This window comes from Undibacterium sp. Ren11W, assembly GCF_049340485.1.
Classification (GTDB): Bacteria; Pseudomonadota; Gammaproteobacteria; order Burkholderiales; family Burkholderiaceae_D; genus Undibacterium.
Window position 1 is genome coordinate 1,137,776 of sequence record NZ_JBMPPB010000001.1, and the last position, 16,020, is coordinate 1,153,795.

A 16,020-nucleotide genomic window follows, 5' to 3' on the forward strand; every position below is an offset into this window, starting at 1 on the left:
CTATTGCTGACTATTAAAATTTCTAAAATATCTTATTTTTAGTTTTAGTCGTTAACCCGGTTTCACATGTAATTGGTTCTGAACCACTTTTACCCCTTCAATAGTCGCCACTAATTTAATAAGGTAATCCCCCTTATTATTATCTGGCACGTCACCGGTCAAAACAACTACACCCCGTTTGGTCACCACATTGATTTTCATCGCTGCGACTTCCGGATCGACGATCAAAGCCCCCTTCACTTTCGCAGTGATCACCGAATCATCTAAAATTACCGCAGCCTGTTCAGTTAAACTTGGGGCATTGGCAGTAACATTGACGCCTGGTCCGGCAGCATAGACAGATGCCACAGCTAAGGACAGCAATAAGCCAGTTACAAGGGTGTTGATAATTTTATGAATTTGCATGCTAAGTCCTTTAAGTTTCAAATGGAGGGCAACACAAATTTTGCGCTCCCCCGATTTCCTTTGCACAGACCATGCCAGCATATTTAAACCTTATATTTCAATGGCTTGCAGCGTCATTTTTCATAAAGTCGCTAAAAATACAGCCGCTTTAAAAAATTAGTGTCGGAGAACAGCGACACTCAGCTCCGAGATTACAAAAAAAATTTGTAATCCATTGATTTTAAAAAGATTAATCCTGTCGCTCATCGGCGACAAACTCATTGAGGCTGCGAAACATGTTGGGCGTTAAATCATATTTTTGCAGCAAGCGATAAAACTCTGTTCGGTTACGATCCGCCAGTCTTGCAGCATCTGTAACGTTACCATCGGTAAGTTTAAGTAATTGGATTAAATAATCACGCTCAAATCTTTGTTTCGCCTCTGCATAACTTAACACCTCCAAAGATGGCACACGTAATGCCCGTTGCACCAGAGACAAGGGAATTAACGGCGTGGTAGCCAATGCGCACACCTGTTCTACAACATTATGCAATTGTCTAACATTACCGGGCCATCGCGCTGTCGTTAAGGCTACCAAGGCATCCGGTGCAAACCCGTTGATTGTCTTTTTGTATTTCTCGGCCAGAATCTGGCGAAAATGATTCGCTAAGAGACTGATATCCTCGCGGCGCTCTGCCAGAGCAGGCAAAGACAGACTCACCACATTTAATCTGTAATAGAGATCCTCACGAAACTGCCCTTCGCTCATTGCCAAGTCAAGGTCGCGGTGAGTAGCAGACAAGACCCGCACGTCTATTGCCGTCGCATGATCTGCTCCCACTGCCCTAACCATACGCTCCTGCAGCACCCGCAATAATTTCACTTGCAAGGGTTGCGGCATATCACCGATCTCATCGAGAAAAAGAGTACCCCCATGCGCTGACTGAAACAGGCCATTGCGATGGGTAAGTGCGCCAGTAAAGGCACCCTTGACGTGTCCAAATAATTCGGACTCGAGCAGTTGCTCAGGAATCGCGCCACAATTGACCGCAATGAATGGCGCTTTTGACCTTGGACTGGCGCGATGTATCGCCCGTGCCAGCAATTCTTTACCACTACCACTTTCGCCCTGTATCAGCACGCTGGCATCTGTGGCAGCCACCAGTTTTGCCTCAGCCAGCATTTCAGCCATACGTTGGCTACGACTGATAAGTTCATCACGCCACGACTCATCGAATGTTGCAACGGCATTCGATGGTTTGCTTAAACTTAGCGCATGCGCCACTTTTTCGAGTAAGACATGACCATCAAACGGCTTGGTAAGATAAGCATAGGCACCACGTGTCGTGGCCAAAACTGCATCTGGGATAGTGCCGTGCGCGGTGATCAAGATCACTGGAAGAGCGGAATACTGTCTACGAATTTCATCAAACAAGGCCATCCCGTCTCGGTCTGGCAAGCGCACATCGCTAATCACCAGATCAGGCAACGCTATCGCTAGCCTGCTCAAGGCAGCTTCCGCACTGCCGACCGCTGTCACTCTATGACCGGCAGCACCAAGACGCATAGAAATGAGCAATAAAAGATCAGGATCGTCGTCAACCAATAAAATATGGGCTGACATCTTACTTGTACTCATGGCTTAATTTCGCTGCTGGAGCTGCTAGATATTACTGGTACAGCACTGCCGCCAATAGGACTGCGCGGACGGGACGGTAGTTGTCGCTCTATGGTTTTTATGTCTTCCAGTTTTTGCGCAAGTTGATCTGCCCGGCGCTGGGCGTCCTTTAATTGCTGATTTTGTTTTTCAAGCACCTCGTCGAAACGACGTAACTCTGCGTTATGCGCGCTCAAAAAATACGCCGCTGGCTTGAAATAGTCGTTTACTGCATCGTTAGATTTGAAAATGCCATCCAAGATAAGCTGGGCGCGTGTCAGATCGCCGTTGCCATGTAATAAACTGAGCAGCATGGCTCTTTGCATCTCACGATATGGGCTCTTGCTTAATCCATTTAGCTCAAGCAGAGTTTTCGATAACTCGGATTGCGGCAATAAACGAACTTTTTGATAATAAGAAAATAATTCAATATTTTCATCCATGCTGCTTGCGACCGTTTGGCAGGATGAGACAATAAGTGGAGTATCTGGAAGAGATGTTGGAATAGTTGCAGGAGTAGTGCACGCAAGTAAGGAGAGGCAAATCACGCCTATAAAAATATGCAGAGCTTGACGCTTCATAAGATAGATGGCCTGGAGAATAGAGGATTAGATAACTGGGGCAATTTAATGCGAAAATGGGCTCCCACTTCAGCGGGCAACAGCTGCACATTACCGCCGTGAGCAGTGATGTATTCAAGTACGATAGCCAAGCCTATTCCATTGCCACTGCGGGCACCTGTCGGCTGCCTTGCCCCTTGATAAAAAGGATCAAAGATACGTGCAGCATCTGCGCTGGCGACGCCAGGGCCCTGGTCTATACAATCAATATGCCAATATTTTCCGGCATGGGCGATCACAAAACTAATCAGTCCACCAGGAGGACTGAAGCGTATTGCATTTGCCAGCAGATTCGCCAATACCACAGCTATTTTCTCCGCATCGATCAGCATCTGTGTAGAAGTCCCGCTTTCAATCGGAAGTCTTAGCTGTAAGCATTGCGCCTCGATTTGCAAACACTGTGCATCACATACCGCATGCAATAGCTGATTCAAGTCGACCGAGCTCAATTGCAGATGCTGAGCATCAAAGGCGGCGCCGTTATAGCGCAGCAAATCCTCGATTTGGCCCTGCAAAGAACCGGTGTTTTTGCTGAGTATGCGGACAATTTCACTTTGTTTATCGGAGAGTTCACCAGCGATTCCGTCTTCAAGCAACGCAACGCCCTCGCGTAACGCCGCCAAAGGTGTTTTAAGCTCGTGCGAGATGTTGCGTAAAAAACGCGCCTTATCCGCTTCCAGATCAGCGAGACGTTGACGCAACCAGTCTAGTTGCTCGCCCAGCTTACGTAGGTCAGCTGGCCCATTCACCTCGATAATTTGATCGAATTTATTTTCACCCAACCGCCCTATCACTAACTCTATCTGCGCCAGCGGGCGCGACAGCCATAACCCGAACATGAGCGCGAGCAGTATCGCAAAGATCATCGTTCCAACTACCAAGCTCATCAACAAACTACGCTGTCGTTCCAGCTCAATCAACGAGAGTTCATTACGACGTTCAATCTCGCGCTTGCCAGCGATTTCCAGTTGATAATTAATTTCAGGCAGACGGACAAACGCGCGAGACATAAGCTTCTGATCGGAATCCGTGATGGGCCTATCCAGCTGCCGCCGCAGCAGAGTCTGCCAGATTAGTTCGCTTTGCTGCGTCCACTCTGCAACTGCTTGCGTCGGCAAGCTCGGTAATGCCTTAATGAGTGCACTTAAAGAAAGTAGCGCATCCTGCCTGGCGGCCAGGTAGATATCGCGAAAAGCGATGTCGTCCAATACCAAATATTGGCGTGCGCTACGTTCCATCGCGATGGTTTTTTCAGCCAGTCTTTGAGTATCGTCAGTCACCAGGACTGTTTGATGTGCCAGGGAGCGACTTTGCTTGGTCAGACGCTCCAGCGTGAGCAGCGTATGCACTGAGATACCACTCAAAAGAATGGCAATGAATAAAAATCCGGCAAGTAATAACTGGCGAAAAGACAATGCTGAAAGCATGTTCAGTGTACGCAGGTAAAAGTGGGTTGATTTGAGAAAAAAATGATATTCGCTTTATGCAGAAATTGAAAATTGAGGCTCAATACAAGAGCTGCGACTTGATAATGCACGACTTTAGCGCGCATAAATAGATGCCAATCATGCCAGATTTTTCCAAATTTTGCTGCCGCGTCGACGAAATCCAAAATATCTGATTTCAAACTCAGCTAACAACAAGTATTGAACGCTTAGACAATCGCATGGAGATAAAAAATAATCGATTTACTTCACAACGACAAAAGAGAAGCAAGAACCAGGATTTTTCTTGCTTCGTCCGTCAAAAAATAAACTTTACTGAACCGAGTTTAACCTGGTTTAACCTGCAATTTACTCTGAACCGATTTTACGCCTTCTACACCTGCCACTAATTTGACTAGATAATCCCCAGCATTTGCGTTAGGAACCATTCCAGATAGAACCACCACACCTTGTTTGGTGGTGACGTGTATCGTCATTGCAGAAACATCGGCATCCGACACCAATGCACTTTTCACTTTGGCGGTAATCAGGGTATCGTCCAAAACAACAGCTTCTTTTTCGGTGATGCTAGGAACTGCCAACGGTGCACTTACGGTAGGATCTGCTGAAAAAGCCGAGGTAGCCGTCACCGACAACAGCAGGGCTGCGACATAAGCTGCGAGATTTTTTTGATTTTGCATGATAAATCCTTTCAGATTCAAGGTTGAAGGTGACGTCGTAATGAAGCCACTCACAAGCACTACAGCACAGAGCGTGCCAGCCATACAAAACCACTTTAAATTCAATGACTTGAATAAAAATTCCAGATCAAAAGCAGGACTATCAGCTAGCGTTGTTTGAGTTTGCGTTGGATAAAGACGACAGACAATTGCGAGAATTTGCTAATCCATTGATTTGTATTGATTTATTGCTGTCGCTTCGTGACAAGAACAAGCAGATTCATGCTGCTTATTGAGTTTCTTTTCGCGCAGCATAACTTTGCGCCATCACGGCACATACCATCAACTGCAGCTGATGGAACAGCATTAAAGGCAATAACACCGTTCCCACGGCATGACCGGCAAATAAGACTTTTGCCATCGGCACACCACTAGCCAGGCTCTTTTTTGAACCGCAAAACACGACAGTGATCTCGTCTTCCTTATTAAAACCTAGACGACGACTAACCACCATAGTCAAACCCATGATAATGGCCAGCATCACAGTGCTAATTCCTACTAAGCTGAGCAACATCATAGCTGGCACCTGCTGCCACAGCCCTTGCACAACGGCTTCACTAAAAGCGACATACACCACCAGCAAAATCGAGCTTTGATCCAGCATCTTCAGACTGTCTTTGTGCTTATCCATCCACGCTTGCAGCCAAGGCTGCGCCAATTGTCCCGCGACAAACGGCAACAACAATTGCAGCACTATCTTCAAAATCGCGTCCAAAGCAGAGTGCGCCGTGCTCGCTGTCGCCAGTAATAAACTCACCAGTAAGGGAGTCAGAAATATACCAATCAGATTACTGGCAGATGCGCTGCAGACAGCAGCGGGGACATTGCCACGCGCCACCGCAGTAAAAGCAATAGACGATTGAACGGTAGAAGGTAAAACACATAGAAATAAGACGCCCATTGTCAACTCGGGCGTCAACAGCCAAAGCAAGCCCGGTTTCAGGAGCAGACCTAACAGAGGGAAAACTGCAAAACTAAACAGTAAGATGGTCAGATGCAGACGCCAATGCGTGACGCCCGCGCGTACCGCGGCGCGTGATAGTTTTGCACCATGCATGAAGAATAGCAAGGCGATCATGCCTGTGGTCAAGCGATCAAAAGCTAGTGCAACCGAACCCGAGCACGGAAAAATGCTGGCAGTGATCACCACCGCCAACAACAGCAAGGTCATGTTATCCGGTAAAAAACGGGGTCTCGTCATTCTGAATCTAAATCAGGAGCTAGCAAACATCTATAGTCCGTGTCTGCACTTGGTTGAGCAACCCAGCAAGCGAGATGGATTATGCAGGCGTATCCGGATTAGTCACCGCATCATCGCCATCTTCCGCTTCATCCGCATCAGCAGCTTCGCCGACTTTGCGTTCGGCTTTATTGCGCAGCTTCTCTTCTTTTTTCTTTTTCTTGGCAAGCTCTTTTTGGCGCTTATCAAATCCGTAATTAGGTGTTGCCATGATGTGCTTTCAAGTTTTTTGCGCACTGTACCACATTCGCACTGTCTCGCGTCCCAGTTTTGCACAAGTATCTGCCACACAAGGGCAAAAGCACCTTCAAATTAAAGATAAAACCGCATTGCAGCATCGCCAGCGCGCATATTCTATGCAGCTTGCAGGCCAGTGTGCTTGGAGAAGCGCATGGGATATGCGCGCTGGCTTAGGTGCTATTTAAAATCCGCGTTTAGGCATGGATGAAATTGTTAGCCGTCTATTTAGACATCAAGCGGCTTACTCTTTTCTGTATGGTCTACGTACTTGCTGCAATTCTGAACTGATAGGACCACGCAGCGCCAGCAGTACCAGACTGAGGATAATTTTTAGCAAGACAAAAATCACGAACAGCGTCAGCACCAAAGGTATCATGCTGATCAGTAAGGCGGCGCCCAAAACGATAATGAGCACTTTAGGTAACGGGGTGCGCAACAGTGACACGCCTAACTTTTTCGCAAAAGTTTGAAATTCTTGATTAGCTTGGCGCAGCACCGAATACAAATATTGACGTGTTGAATTTTTCATGTGTTTACTCTGGATGAATAAGGGGCTAAAACCAAAAGTATTGAGCACCGATAAGTAGGAATTGCATTATGTGAGCCTTTGCACTTTGCCACCACGGTAATCAACAGCAAAATTTGCCAGTTTTTTGCAAAAAAAAAAGCGGCGGATAAATTTATCCGCCGCTTTCTCATTGCTTCACTTCTTAATGCTAATTAGAAACTCGCATTCAGCCCCACTCTCACGCCTCTAGGGGCACCGGGCGTTATGTTGTTATTGCTATTGGCCGAGGCGTAGTAATTCTTATCGAATAGATTTTCTACGTTCACTTGTAACTGCAGATTTTTACTGACGCGATAAAAAACGGCTGCATCGACCCGGGTAAATCCAGGCACCACCACCGCATTGTCATTCGACGCATAAATCTGTCCACGGTAGACCAGGCCAAGACCAGCGCCCCAGGCCTGACTAAAGTCATAGCGATTCCATAGCGAAGCGCTATGCGTAGGCACTTGTGCCACCACCGCGCCGGCTTGGATACTGGCCGATTGGGTCTTGGTAATTTGCGCATCCTGATAGGCATAGCCACCCATGATGCTCCACTCTGGCGTCAACTTGCCAGTTAAGCCTAGCTCCACGCCCTTACTACGTTGACCATCCACCAAGATACTTCTTGTGACATCCAGCGGGTCCGGAATCACCACATTTGTGCGATCGAGTTGATATACGGCTGCGTTAGCTTCCAGATTCGGCAAAATATCCCACTTAGCACCTAACTCCAGATTCTTAAACTGTTCAGGATCGAAAGCCTGATTGCTGCTAGTGAGCGATCCCAATTGATCACCAGCACGTGGCGCAAACGCTAGGCTATAGCTGGCATACAGCGAAACTGTCGGCATAGGTTTAAACACCAGACCTAGTCTTGGCGAAACCGGAGTATCAGTAACCTGAATATTGTCCAGGGTACGATTATTCGTAAAATCCATCGCAAAGCTATCGCGACGCAAGCCGACGATAGCTTGCCATTGTGGAGAGAATTCGATTTGATCTTGCAGGTAGACCGAAGCAATCGTCGCCACACCATGATTGTTGGCATCAGCATCGGCTTGTTTAAACGTCACCGCGGCATTGCTGAGCGGATTTACCACCGACACATTGATACTGGTGACGCTCTTGCCTGCCACCGTAAAATATCCAGTATTTCTGTAGTTATCGGTGACCTGACGACCCAGTTCCATACCCGCTAACATTTTATGCTGCACAGACCCAGTTGCCAGGCTAAACATCAGATCAGTTTGGTTAAAGAAATTTTCGCGCTGAGTGGCATTGTTATACGCTTTTAAAGCGACGCTAGTGCCAGTCGCGTTTACGGCATCAGGGTAAATATTCTGATAGAACTTATCGTATTTGGCATAGCGGGTGCGATTGCGTAAGCTCACGCCAGCGCCAAAATCGTGCTCGATCAGCGCCGAGAATGCGTCGACCTTAGACCAGGTTGTGCTCAAATCCGGGTTACCAAAAAATGTGGCTGGATCGGTCTTGATAGGCTTACCCAAAAATGAAGGGATACCTCTATCGGTCGTGCGTTCGTCTTTGAAATGTTCGTAACCCACCACCACACTGGTATTCTCGCCAGCGCGCAAGGCCAAAGTAGGATTAATGCCAGAGCGTTTCAAATTGAAATAATCTCTATAGCTATCAGAATTCTCGACTAAGCCCGTCACGCGGATGGCGGCACTCTGATTGATCGCCTGTCCCACATCGGCTGTCAGACGGCGGTTATTCCATGAGCCCAGGGTCAGCGAAACATCGCGCACGGTCTGCCATTGCGCCTGCTTACTGACGCGATTGATCACGCCGCCAGAACCGCCACGACCAAAGATCATCGCGTTCGAACCCTTAAGCGCTTCTACACTGTCGATATTGTAAAAATCACGGTAATACTGAACATCGTCACGGATACCATCGACGTAAAAATCAGCGGTAGAACTATTCCCGCGAAACACGGCCGTGTCGCGATTACCTTCGCCTTGCGCTGTCACGATGCCTGGCACGTAACGGATTGCGTCTGCCATACTTTGCATGGCTTGATCGCGTATCAATTCCTTGCTGATTACCGTCACCGCTTGCGGAGTATCGAGTAACAGCGTATCGGTTTTGGTTGAGGCCATACTGCGCTTGAGGATATAGCTAGGCTCAGCCTTGGCGCTAATATTTACCTCGGGCAAGGTATTTTCAGAAGGGGAAGGTGTACTGGTTTGGGCGTAAGCGGGTAGTACGATACTGGCCAGCAAGGCTGGTAAAACACCAAGTTTGAAATTCATCATAGCTTCTCTGTAAGCGACGAGCACGACGCTATCTGCGATGCACTCAATAAAATTGCTGGCTGGCTAGCGGAGAAATAGGCTTGGCTGGCTAAACTGGCGCAATTATAAATGAGAGTGATTTGCAATTACAGAAAATTCTTGTTTAAATGCAGCCACTCTTAAATTAATTGAGCCAGCTCAAGCCGCGAGCGTATCGCCCTTGATCAAACGAATCGCGCAGCGATGCGCTTTCGCCTCTAGCAGACTAGCCCCCCCCCCCTTCGCGTGAAGGCCACGCAAGTCATCGTCGATTTCTCGCCATTGAGAACGCGTATTTAGCATTTCGTCACTTTGCGCGCGCTATTTATTTTGCCTTTGCTTACAGTGATGACATCGAATCTCACTCACCACAAAGTCAAACGGAGCAAAAAAATGAAATCACCACTAAAACTTTCTCTTACTTTGCTGCTCAGCAGTGCTCTACTCAGCATCGTATGTATCAATGCCACTGCTCAGTCAGCGACTAAGAGCGAATGTGCGCAACAACAAGTGTCAGCACAGTCCCCTATTCCGACTATCCACGTCACTGCTCAGGCCTGGACCACTGAAGAAAAAATTGCCTACGATATCGACAATTTTGGAGACCCGCAGCACGCCATCCCTAGTGTGCTGATCACAGCAAAACGTCTGAGCAGCGAGCAAAAACTAGCGATCGACAAGGCCAATTTACGCGATCTGCACGTCACCATAGAATTTAATAAAATACTCAGAAAAACCGCGTGAATCACCTAATCATATTTGCCGAGATAAAAGCATTTTTTTTAGACAAACTAGACCAGCATTTGAAAAAAGCTTTACAATAAGCCCGCTTTCGATAGTCTTAATACATTTAAAATACTCGACCATCATGACAAAAAAATCTCTACTTCTCGCTTTACTCCTTAGCACTACGCTAATAAGCGCCGGCTTTTGCCAGGAGTTGATTTCTATGGCCATGTCAGCCCCGGCGAGCACGCAAGAGATGCGTGCACCGGATACTCTGGCTGGTGGCTCTGCCGCGACAAGTAGCGTGATGTTAGACCGTAGCGGCATGGATAAGGCGTCAGTCCATCTGCAGATTTTGCAGCAAAGCACAGCACACTTCGCAGAAACGACCCTAGCCAAGAAGCCGCTGGCCGAGGATAAAAAGAGCGCCAGCAAACCGCAAGGAAACTCTTAAGCTTGCGTATTTCCCGCAAAGGAAATACTCCCCCTGTTTTTGTTCTCAACCTGCCTGTTTGCGCAATACCATCGCGCGCGTTAAAAATATACTGGCGGGGAGTATCTGAGATTTCAGAATAAGTCTTAGAATTTACGCATAATTACTACGGTCAAGCCCGGCAACAATACTTTACCGGTTTGAGCTAAGTCCCGCCTACAACGCGGCACGGTCTATGCGCTTACTTAAGATAATGGCGGTGGAAGTCTGCCGTACGCCGTCTAAAGTCCCGATTTGATCCAAGAGTTTATCCAGCACTTCGGTGGTAGCGCAATGCAACGTCAGCATATAGTCAATTGCACCACTAACGGCGCATAAAGTCTCGACCTGCGGTAGCTGCTGCAAAAACTTCATCAACCCTGCCGCATAGCGCGCCTCTACCGAGAGCCCGACATAGGCACGCACCGCCGTTTGGTACATCGCCTGATTCATTTTCAAGCCATATCCCGCAATCACCTCACGTTTCTCTAAGGCGCTAATGCGAGCGATCACGGTAGTTCTGGCGATCCCAACTTGCTTGGCAATGGTGGTCACCGGCAACCTGGCATTATCCATTAACAAGGCAAGAATTTTATTATCAATATCGTCTAGCACGGGCTTCATCTTGTCATCCTGAAGTAAAGTATCGTCATAATGTATTGAAACATCGCATTTTGACGATACTTTACACTCTATTATCTGACAACGCTTGCTTTTACACTAAGCCGTGGTTCAAATTAAAAACAATCCGGAGACATGATATGACGACCAAACTCATCCTGCTAGGCGCTGGCAAAATCGGCGACGCTATTCTTAACTTGCTGTCGCATACCGGCGACTACCAAATCACGGTGGCAGACCGTGACCCGGAACGCCTGAAGTATGTAGAGCAAGCTGGTTTCCCCAATACCCGCATCGTACAGGCCGACTTAGGCGACAAAGCCGTGGTCACAGAACTGATACGCGGTCATCAAGTCACTTTATCGGCTTGCCCTTACTTTTTAACGCCTATCATTGCTGGCGCCGCCAAAGCTGCTAATTCGCATTATTTCGACCTTACCGAAGATGTAGAAAGTACCCGTATCGTCAAGCAATTAGCAGAAGGCGCTGATTGCGCCTTTGTACCTCAATGTGGTTTGGCGCCAGGCTTTATCTCTATCGTCGCCAATGACGTGGCCAAACGTTTTGACACCCTACGTGACGTCAGCATGCGCGTTGGTGCTTTGCCGACCTTCCCTAACAATGCCCTGAAATACAATTTAACCTGGAGCACTGACGGCCTGATCAATGAGTACTGCAATCCATGTGAAGCAATCGTCGATGGTCAGTTACGCGAAACTTCAGCCTTAGAAGAAATCGAGCATTTCTCCTTGGACGGTATCGATTACGAAGCCTTCAACACTTCTGGCGGCCTGGGCACATTGTGCGAAAGTCTGGCTGGCAAGGTGCAAAATCTGAACTACAAAACCGTGCGCTACCCAGGTCATCGCGACATCGTGAAAATGCTGATCCGTGATTTGGAGCTAGGCAAATTGGAGCGCCGTCCTATCCTCAAAGATGTCTTGGAAACCTCTATCCCTATGACCAAGCAAGACGTGGTATTGGTGTTTGTCAGCGTTATCGGCATGCGCGATGGTCGTCTGGAACAAGAATCTTACGCGAAGAAAATCTATAGCCAAGTAGTCAACGGCCAATTACTATCCGCGATACAATTGACCACTGCCTCTGGCATTTGCGCTATGGTTGATATGGTTGTCACAGGTAAATTGCCGCAACATGGCATGGTCCGTCAAGAGCAAGCGAGCTTGAGCGACTTCCTGGCAAACCGATTTGGCCGCTATTACGCAATCTGATGCATCGTTGGATCAACTTTAGAAATTAGGAAGCTGAGATCACAAGTGACAGCGCAGTAAGCGTTATTAGCTTGTGATCTTTTTCTTTAAGAAAAACATATCCCGCTGGAGAACCCATGGACAACAATATCACCCACCTGTTAACCGAACTCGGCGTCAACCTGACTGACTATCAAGGTCAGGACATCGCCAGCATCTCACCGATAGACGGCAAAACCCTAGCAACGCTGCGCGCCGAAAGCACTGAGCAAGTCAAGGCCAAGATCGCCCGTGCGCATGCTGCCTTTCTGCAATGGCGCGAGGTTCCGGCGCCACGCCGTGGTGAATTGGTGCGTCTGTTCGGCGAAGAGTTGCGCATCCACAAGCAAGCACTGGGCAAAGTGGTCACACTGGAAGCGGGCAAGATCTTGCAAGAGGGTCTGGGCGAAGTACAAGAGATGATCGATATCTGCGACTTCGCAGTCGGTTTATCGCGCCAGCTATATGGCTTGACGATCGCCTCTGAACGCCCAGGCCACCGCATGATGGAAGTTTGGCACCCTATCGGCGTAGTCGGCGTGATTTCGGCGTTTAATTTCCCAGTCGCGGTGTGGGCCTGGAATGCGGCATTGGCTTTTGTTTGCGGCAATAGCGTGACTTGGAAACCTTCCGAAAAGACCCCGCTGACGGCACTCGCTACCCACGCCTTATTCATGAAGGCAGTGGCACGTTTCAACGCCACTGGCAATGATGCGCCAGAAGGTTTGGCTGAGCTGATCATAGGTGGCCGCGACACTGGTGCGCACATGGTGGAAGATAAACGTGTGGTACTGGTCAGCGCCACCGGTAGTACCCGTATGGGCCGGCAAGTGGCCGAGGTTTGCGCCAAGCGCCTGACCCGTACCATTTTGGAATTGGGCGGCAATAATGCCATGATCGTGGCACCTAGCGCCGATCTGGAAATGGCAGTACGCGGCATCACCTTCTCAGCAGTCGGTACCGCAGGTCAGCGCTGCACCACCCTGCGCCGCCTGTTCGTACACGACAGCATTTACGACACACTAGTGCCACGTCTGAAAAAAATCTATGCGGGTCTACCTATCGGCAATCCTCTGGAAAAATCCACACTGATCGGCCCTCTAGTCGATCAAGCCGCGTTTGACGCCATGCAAACCGCACTAGCCGTGGCCAAACAAGAACAAGGATTAGTCTTCGGTGGCGAGCGCGTCAGCGTGACTGGCTGTGAGGCGGGCTATTATGTACGGCCGTCATTGGTTGAAATGCCTAGCCAGACCGCGGCCATGCACCACGAGACCTTCGCTCCTATCATGTACATAGTGCGCTATACCGACTTGCAACAGGCGATAGACTGGAACAATGAAGTGCCACAAGGCTTATCGTCGAGCATCTTCACGACCGACATGCGTGAAGCCGAACGCTTCATGTCCGACAGCGGTAGCGACTGCGGCATCGCCAACGTCAACATCGGTCCCTCTGGAGCTGAAATCGGCGGTGCCTTCGGCGGTGAAAAAGATACGGGCGGCGGCCGTGAATCGGGCTCCGATGCATGGAAAGCCTATATGCGCCGCTCCACCAACACCGTCAATTACAGCAACTCCTTGCCACTGGCGCAGGGCATCAGTTTTGATATCTGATTAATTGCTCTCTGATGTAAATAGTCAAATCGCCACTTATGTGGCGATTTTTTTATCAGGAAAATATTCAGCGCCAGACCATCATAGGATTAAAAATTCCACTAACTTAGATAAATCGACCGGATATAGACCTGATTGATGCTTTCAAGTCTGAGCATCCCTATCAAGTTTCTGCAAATACGCTAACTTATCTGCGATCTTTATTTCCAAACCCCGTGGCACAGGGTGATACCAATGTTGCCCTTCTAGACCTTGCGGCAAATAAGTCTCACCGGCGGCATAGGCATCCGGTTCATCGTGCGCATACCGATAAAGTTTGCCATATCCCAGTTCTTTCATCAGCTTGGTCGGCGCATTGCGCAAATGCTCGGGAACGGCTCTGGAGCTATCTTTAGCCACCAAGGCTCGCACCGCATTGTAAGCCTTATAGGCCGCATTTGATTTCGCGGCACAGGCCAGATAAATCACTGCCTGCGCCAAGGCTAACTCGCCTTCAGGTGAACCAAGACGTTCGTAGGTTTCGGCCGCATCCAAAGTAATGCGCAAGGCGCGCGGATCAGCCAAGCCTATATCTTCACTCGCCATTCTGACGATGCGCCGGGCCAAATAACGCGGGTCGGCACCGCCATCGAGCATTCTGACCATCCAGTAAAGAGCTGCATCCGGGTTAGATCCGCGTACCGATTTATGCAAGGCCGATATTTGATCGTAAAATGCATCGCCACCTTTATCGAAACGACGTAAGGCATCCCCCAAGCATTCGGCGAGCAAAGCAGCATCAACCTGCGTTAAATTTTTAACGCTTGCCGCACGCGCAGCAATATCAAGGTTATTCAATAGTTTGCGACCGTCACCATCAGCACTGCTGATCAAACTGGTTTTAGCATCCGGCGTGAAACTCAGGCCCGCCAATTCAGTTTCACAGGCCTTATCGACCATGGTGGCAAGATCTTCTTCGCTTAAGGATTTGAGCACATACACGGAAGCGCGCGACAACAGGGCGCTATTGACTTCAAATGAGGGGTTTTCTGTAGTCGCACCGATGAACGTGAATAAGCCACTTTCCACGTGCGGTAAAAAAGCGTCTTGCTGACTTTTATTAAAGCGATGCACCTCGTCGACAAACAAGATGGTACGGCGTTGGGAATTTGCCTGCAAGATCTGAGCGCGTTCGACCGCCTCGCGTATGTCTTTAACGCCAGAGAGAACCGCAGACAAAGCGATAAACTCAGAATTAAAGGCGTCCGCCATCAGTCTGGCCAAGGTGGTTTTTCCTACGCCTGGCGGCCCCCACAATATCATGGAATGCGGCTCGCCCGACTCAAAGGCGACTCGTAAAGGCTTGCCTTGACCTAGCAAATGCTGCTGACCAATGACATCCTCTAGCGTTGCCGGTCGCCGCCGTTCAGCTAGTGGGATATTCCGTGTTACTGGCCTCATTGCCGAAACACTTCCGCACCGGATGGAAGCATAAATTTAAATTGATCTATCTTAAAACTAGGATTTTTCTCGACATTTATTAAAGTCACCAGAGAAATCTGTCCAAAACTATCGCGTAACTCCAGCGCCATAGGCAAGCCGTCTTTCATGCCGATACCGATATGTTCAAACTGGCTATCTTTGGCTTTGGGAGTAGCATCTAACCATTCCACGCCTTGTTTAGTACCTGCGTCCTTAAGATGAAAGTTCTTTTCCAAATCGCTATTGCCAAATAAAATCGCCGCAGGACTAGCACCGAGCGCGCCGTTCAAGTCTTTGATTGTCACCTGATTCAAGTCTTTATCGTAGATATATAATTTGTCGCCATCCGTTTGCAAACTTTGCTCGTAGGGCTTGATATAGGTCCAAATGAATTTACCTGGGCGGGAAAAGCTAAAAGTTCCGCTAGCCGTCTTGCTAATTTTCGCTTTGCCATCGACCAACTTAATCTGCTGTTGCGAGAATTCGCCTTTGGCACCTTTGGTATTGGCGACGAATGCCTTAAATTGCTCTAAGGCATTGGCATTAGCAATCAATGGCGCGGCCAATGTCAGCATCATCAAGCGCATCAAGATCTTTTTACTCAATACGCGACTTAGCACTAAGTGCCTTGCTGTTGGTTGACTCATCTTTTGTTCTGCACTGTTCATATTTTTCCAGCTTAATTCATGTCTGGGTCAAGATTGACCCTCGTTTCAGGA

The 16,020-nt window shown here is 48.5% G+C and carries 16 protein-coding genes; 4 read left to right on the plus strand and 12 right to left on the minus strand.

Annotated elements, in window-relative coordinates:
* Nucleotides 1-51: 51 nt before the first annotated feature.
* The 9 genes from ACO0K8_RS05115 to ACO0K8_RS05155 all read right to left on the minus strand — a co-directional run bounded on the left by ACO0K8_RS05115 (nucleotide 52) and on the right by ACO0K8_RS05155 (nucleotide 9,137).
* On the minus strand, nucleotides 52-405 hold the full coding sequence (locus tag ACO0K8_RS05115) for a BON domain-containing protein (protein WP_422945537.1): 354 nt from the start codon (nucleotides 403-405) through the stop codon (nucleotides 52-54).
* A gap of 229 nt (nucleotides 406-634) precedes the next feature.
* On the minus strand, nucleotides 635-2,023 hold the full coding sequence (locus tag ACO0K8_RS05120; protein ID WP_422945538.1) for a sigma 54-interacting transcriptional regulator: 1,389 nt from the start codon (nucleotides 2,021-2,023) through the stop codon (nucleotides 635-637).
* Nucleotides 2,020-2,484 (minus strand): hypothetical protein, encoded by a 465-nt coding sequence (locus tag ACO0K8_RS05125; RefSeq protein ID WP_422945539.1) that lies wholly within the window; start codon nucleotides 2,482-2,484, stop codon nucleotides 2,020-2,022. The genes ACO0K8_RS05120 and ACO0K8_RS05125 overlap by 4 nt, the downstream gene beginning before the upstream one ends.
* A gap of 134 nt (nucleotides 2,485-2,618) precedes the next feature.
* Complete coding sequence (locus ACO0K8_RS05130; protein ID WP_422945540.1) at nucleotides 2,619-4,088, minus strand: ATP-binding protein; 1,470 nt, start codon at nucleotides 4,086-4,088, stop codon at nucleotides 2,619-2,621.
* A gap of 344 nt (nucleotides 4,089-4,432) precedes the next feature.
* The gene (locus ACO0K8_RS05135) at nucleotides 4,433-4,786 is read right to left on the minus strand and encodes a BON domain-containing protein (protein ID WP_422945541.1); all 354 of its coding nucleotides are present in this window, start codon (nucleotides 4,784-4,786) and stop codon (nucleotides 4,433-4,435) included.
* Between the two features lie 268 nt (nucleotides 4,787-5,054).
* The gene (locus ACO0K8_RS05140; RefSeq protein WP_422945542.1) at nucleotides 5,055-6,026 is read right to left on the minus strand and encodes a bile acid:sodium symporter family protein; all 972 of its coding nucleotides are present in this window, start codon (nucleotides 6,024-6,026) and stop codon (nucleotides 5,055-5,057) included.
* 79 nt (nucleotides 6,027-6,105) lie between these two features.
* On the minus strand, nucleotides 6,106-6,276 hold the full coding sequence (locus ACO0K8_RS05145) for a hypothetical protein (protein ID WP_422945543.1): 171 nt from the start codon (nucleotides 6,274-6,276) through the stop codon (nucleotides 6,106-6,108).
* A 270-nt stretch (nucleotides 6,277-6,546) separates the two neighbouring features.
* Nucleotides 6,547-6,834 carry a hypothetical protein gene (locus ACO0K8_RS05150; protein ID WP_422945544.1) on the minus strand — a complete coding sequence of 96 codons (288 nt, stop codon included), beginning with the start codon at nucleotides 6,832-6,834 and terminating at the stop codon, nucleotides 6,547-6,549.
* A gap of 191 nt (nucleotides 6,835-7,025) precedes the next feature.
* Nucleotides 7,026-9,137, minus strand: coding sequence for a TonB-dependent receptor (locus ACO0K8_RS05155; RefSeq protein ID WP_422945545.1), 2,112 nt, complete (start codon nucleotides 9,135-9,137; stop codon nucleotides 7,026-7,028).
* Nucleotides 9,138-9,548: 411 nt separating this feature from the next.
* Between ACO0K8_RS05155 and ACO0K8_RS05160 the strand changes: the two genes are divergently transcribed.
* Together ACO0K8_RS05160 and ACO0K8_RS05165 are read left to right on the plus strand one after the other, a co-directional pair.
* Nucleotides 9,549-9,899 (plus strand): hypothetical protein, encoded by a 351-nt coding sequence (locus tag ACO0K8_RS05160; RefSeq protein WP_422945546.1) that lies wholly within the window; start codon nucleotides 9,549-9,551, stop codon nucleotides 9,897-9,899.
* 124 nt (nucleotides 9,900-10,023) lie between these two features.
* Nucleotides 10,024-10,335 (plus strand): hypothetical protein, encoded by a 312-nt coding sequence (locus ACO0K8_RS05165; RefSeq protein WP_422945547.1) that lies wholly within the window; start codon nucleotides 10,024-10,026, stop codon nucleotides 10,333-10,335.
* Between the two features lie 195 nt (nucleotides 10,336-10,530).
* On the opposite strand, the gene ACO0K8_RS05170 is transcribed toward ACO0K8_RS05165, so the two are convergent.
* The gene (locus ACO0K8_RS05170) at nucleotides 10,531-10,977 is read right to left on the minus strand and encodes an Lrp/AsnC family transcriptional regulator (RefSeq protein WP_422945548.1); all 447 of its coding nucleotides are present in this window, start codon (nucleotides 10,975-10,977) and stop codon (nucleotides 10,531-10,533) included.
* A gap of 137 nt (nucleotides 10,978-11,114) precedes the next feature.
* Here ACO0K8_RS05170 and ACO0K8_RS05175 point away from each other — a divergent pair, with 137 nt between their 5' ends.
* Together ACO0K8_RS05175 and ACO0K8_RS05180 are read left to right on the plus strand one after the other, a co-directional pair.
* Complete coding sequence (locus ACO0K8_RS05175; protein ID WP_126129158.1) at nucleotides 11,115-12,206, plus strand: saccharopine dehydrogenase family protein; 1,092 nt, start codon at nucleotides 11,115-11,117, stop codon at nucleotides 12,204-12,206.
* Nucleotides 12,207-12,322: 116 nt separating this feature from the next.
* Nucleotides 12,323-13,840 (plus strand): aldehyde dehydrogenase family protein, encoded by a 1,518-nt coding sequence (locus tag ACO0K8_RS05180; RefSeq protein ID WP_422945549.1) that lies wholly within the window; start codon nucleotides 12,323-12,325, stop codon nucleotides 13,838-13,840.
* A 144-nt stretch (nucleotides 13,841-13,984) separates the two neighbouring features.
* On the opposite strand, the gene ACO0K8_RS05185 is transcribed toward ACO0K8_RS05180, so the two are convergent.
* Both ACO0K8_RS05185 and lolA read right to left on the minus strand, forming a co-directional pair.
* Nucleotides 13,985-15,280 carry a replication-associated recombination protein A gene (locus tag ACO0K8_RS05185; protein ID WP_422945550.1) on the minus strand — a complete coding sequence of 432 codons (1,296 nt, stop codon included), beginning with the start codon at nucleotides 15,278-15,280 and terminating at the stop codon, nucleotides 13,985-13,987.
* A complete protein-coding gene (gene lolA / locus ACO0K8_RS05190) occupies nucleotides 15,277-15,969 on the minus strand; it encodes an outer membrane lipoprotein chaperone LolA (protein ID WP_422945551.1) in 693 nt (230 codons plus the stop codon). Before lolA ends, ACO0K8_RS05185 begins: the two co-directional genes overlap by 4 nt.
* Nucleotides 15,970-16,020: the final 51 nt, after the last annotated feature.

Bases quoted from the DNA above. Each gene is read 5' to 3' on its own strand.
- ACO0K8_RS05170 (WP_422945548.1), bottom strand. From the start codon at position 10,977: ATGAAGCCCGTGCTAGACGATATTGATAATAAAATTCTTGCCTTGTTA.
- ACO0K8_RS05180 (WP_422945549.1), top strand. From the start codon at position 12,323: ATGGACAACAATATCACCCACCTGTTAACCGAACTCGGCGTCAACCTG.
- ACO0K8_RS05165 (WP_422945547.1), top strand. From the start codon at position 10,024: ATGACAAAAAAATCTCTACTTCTCGCTTTACTCCTTAGCACTACGCTA.
- ACO0K8_RS05160 (WP_422945546.1), top strand. From the start codon at position 9,549: ATGAAATCACCACTAAAACTTTCTCTTACTTTGCTGCTCAGCAGTGCT.
- ACO0K8_RS05120 (WP_422945538.1), bottom strand. From the start codon at position 2,023: ATGAGTACAAGTAAGATGTCAGCCCATATTTTATTGGTTGACGACGAT.
- ACO0K8_RS05115 (WP_422945537.1), bottom strand. From the start codon at position 405: ATGCAAATTCATAAAATTATCAACACCCTTGTAACTGGCTTATTGCTG.
- ACO0K8_RS05150 (WP_422945544.1), bottom strand. From the start codon at position 6,834: ATGAAAAATTCAACACGTCAATATTTGTATTCGGTGCTGCGCCAAGCT.
- ACO0K8_RS05145 (WP_422945543.1), bottom strand. From the start codon at position 6,276: ATGGCAACACCTAATTACGGATTTGATAAGCGCCAAAAAGAGCTTGCC.
- ACO0K8_RS05155 (WP_422945545.1), bottom strand. From the start codon at position 9,137: ATGATGAATTTCAAACTTGGTGTTTTACCAGCCTTGCTGGCCAGTATC.
- lolA (WP_422945551.1), bottom strand. From the start codon at position 15,969: ATGAACAGTGCAGAACAAAAGATGAGTCAACCAACAGCAAGGCACTTA.
- ACO0K8_RS05130 (WP_422945540.1), bottom strand. From the start codon at position 4,088: ATGCTTTCAGCATTGTCTTTTCGCCAGTTATTACTTGCCGGATTTTTA.
- ACO0K8_RS05175 (WP_126129158.1), top strand. From the start codon at position 11,115: ATGACGACCAAACTCATCCTGCTAGGCGCTGGCAAAATCGGCGACGCT.
- ACO0K8_RS05185 (WP_422945550.1), bottom strand. From the start codon at position 15,280: ATGAGGCCAGTAACACGGAATATCCCACTAGCTGAACGGCGGCGACCG.
- ACO0K8_RS05140 (WP_422945542.1), bottom strand. From the start codon at position 6,026: ATGACGAGACCCCGTTTTTTACCGGATAACATGACCTTGCTGTTGTTG.
- ACO0K8_RS05125 (WP_422945539.1), bottom strand. From the start codon at position 2,484: ATGGATGAAAATATTGAATTATTTTCTTATTATCAAAAAGTTCGTTTA.
- ACO0K8_RS05135 (WP_422945541.1), bottom strand. From the start codon at position 4,786: ATGCAAAATCAAAAAAATCTCGCAGCTTATGTCGCAGCCCTGCTGTTG.